The organism is Candidatus Bandiella numerosa (assembly GCF_021811875.1).
Taxonomy (GTDB): Bacteria; Pseudomonadota; Alphaproteobacteria; order Rickettsiales; family Midichloriaceae; genus Aquirickettsia; species Aquirickettsia numerosa_A.
In genome coordinates this window covers 1-1,169 of the sequence record NZ_JAJBJD010000198.1, presented here as the reverse complement: position 1 = coordinate 1,169, position 1,169 = coordinate 1, and the positions used below count along the sequence as shown (strand labels likewise).

The 1,169-nt window shown below is 37.9% G+C and carries 1 protein-coding gene; it reads left to right on the top strand.

The features are described from left to right. Positions 1-1,169, top strand: a 1,169-nt coding sequence (locus tag L8D11_RS05365) for an AAA family ATPase (protein WP_236870639.1), incomplete at both ends; no start/stop codon positions are given.

Below are 1,169 nucleotides of genomic sequence, written 5' to 3'. Positions count from 1 at the left end.
GCTAAGTGAATCACAAGGAGAAGCATTTAGGCATATTACAGGTGATAGAGATATGGCATGTGTAGTTGGATATGCAGGAAGTGGCAAGAGTTATATGTTAGGAGCGGCAAGAAAGGTATGGGAGAAAGAAGGATATAATGTGGTAGGAATGGCGTTATCTGGAATAGCTGCTGAAAACCTAGAAGGAGAAAGTGGCATAAAGAGTTATACGGTAGCAAACAGGATGGTCAATTGGAATAATGAAAGAGAGAGATTGCAGAAGAATGATATAGTAGTGGTGGACGAAGCAGGCATGTTAGGCAGTAGAGATTTATCAAAGATAATAGATGAAGTAACATTTGCCGATGCAAAGGTTGTGCTTATAGGAGATCCACAGCAATTACAAGCAATAGAAGCAGGAGGAGCATTTAGGGGAGTAATAGAAAGAGTAGGACATGTTGAGTTAAATGATATAAGAAGACAGAAGGAGAGTTGGCAGATTGATGCAACAAAATTGTTAGCACTTGGAGAAATAGGAGATGCAATTGGGGAATATAGAAAAAGGGGTATGGTGCATGCATTTGAAGATGTAGCAAAAGCAAGGGAGGCAATGGTAAATGATTGGCATGAAGCGGTATCAGAAAATAAATCTGCGATAATGTTGAGCTTTACAAGAGCGGATGTAAAGGCGTTAAATGAGAGGGCCAGGGAAGTAAGAAGAGCGGATAATGAATTAGGGATAGAAGCTAAATTTGATACGCATAATGGTAAGAGAGACTTTGCAATTGAGGATAGGATTTACTTTTTAAAGAACGATAAGGAGCTTGGAGTAAAGAACGGGACGCTTGGAACAATTGATGGTTTTGATGGATGGAAGTTTGAAGTTAATTTAGATAAAGGCGGGAAGGTAGTTTTTGATATAAGAGATTACAATCATATAGATCATGGATATGCAGCAACGATACATAAATCACAAGGGATAACTGTAGATAAGGCATTTGTGATGCCATCAAAATATATGGATAAGCATAGTACATATGTGGCGATGAGTAGGCATAGAGAAAGTGTAGAGTTATATTGGAGTAAAGACAGGTTTAGAGATCAAAAAGATATGGTATGGAATTTAAGCAAGGAAGGACGTAAAGAATTAGCATTAGATTATTTAGAGAAGGATTATAAGGATACAGCAA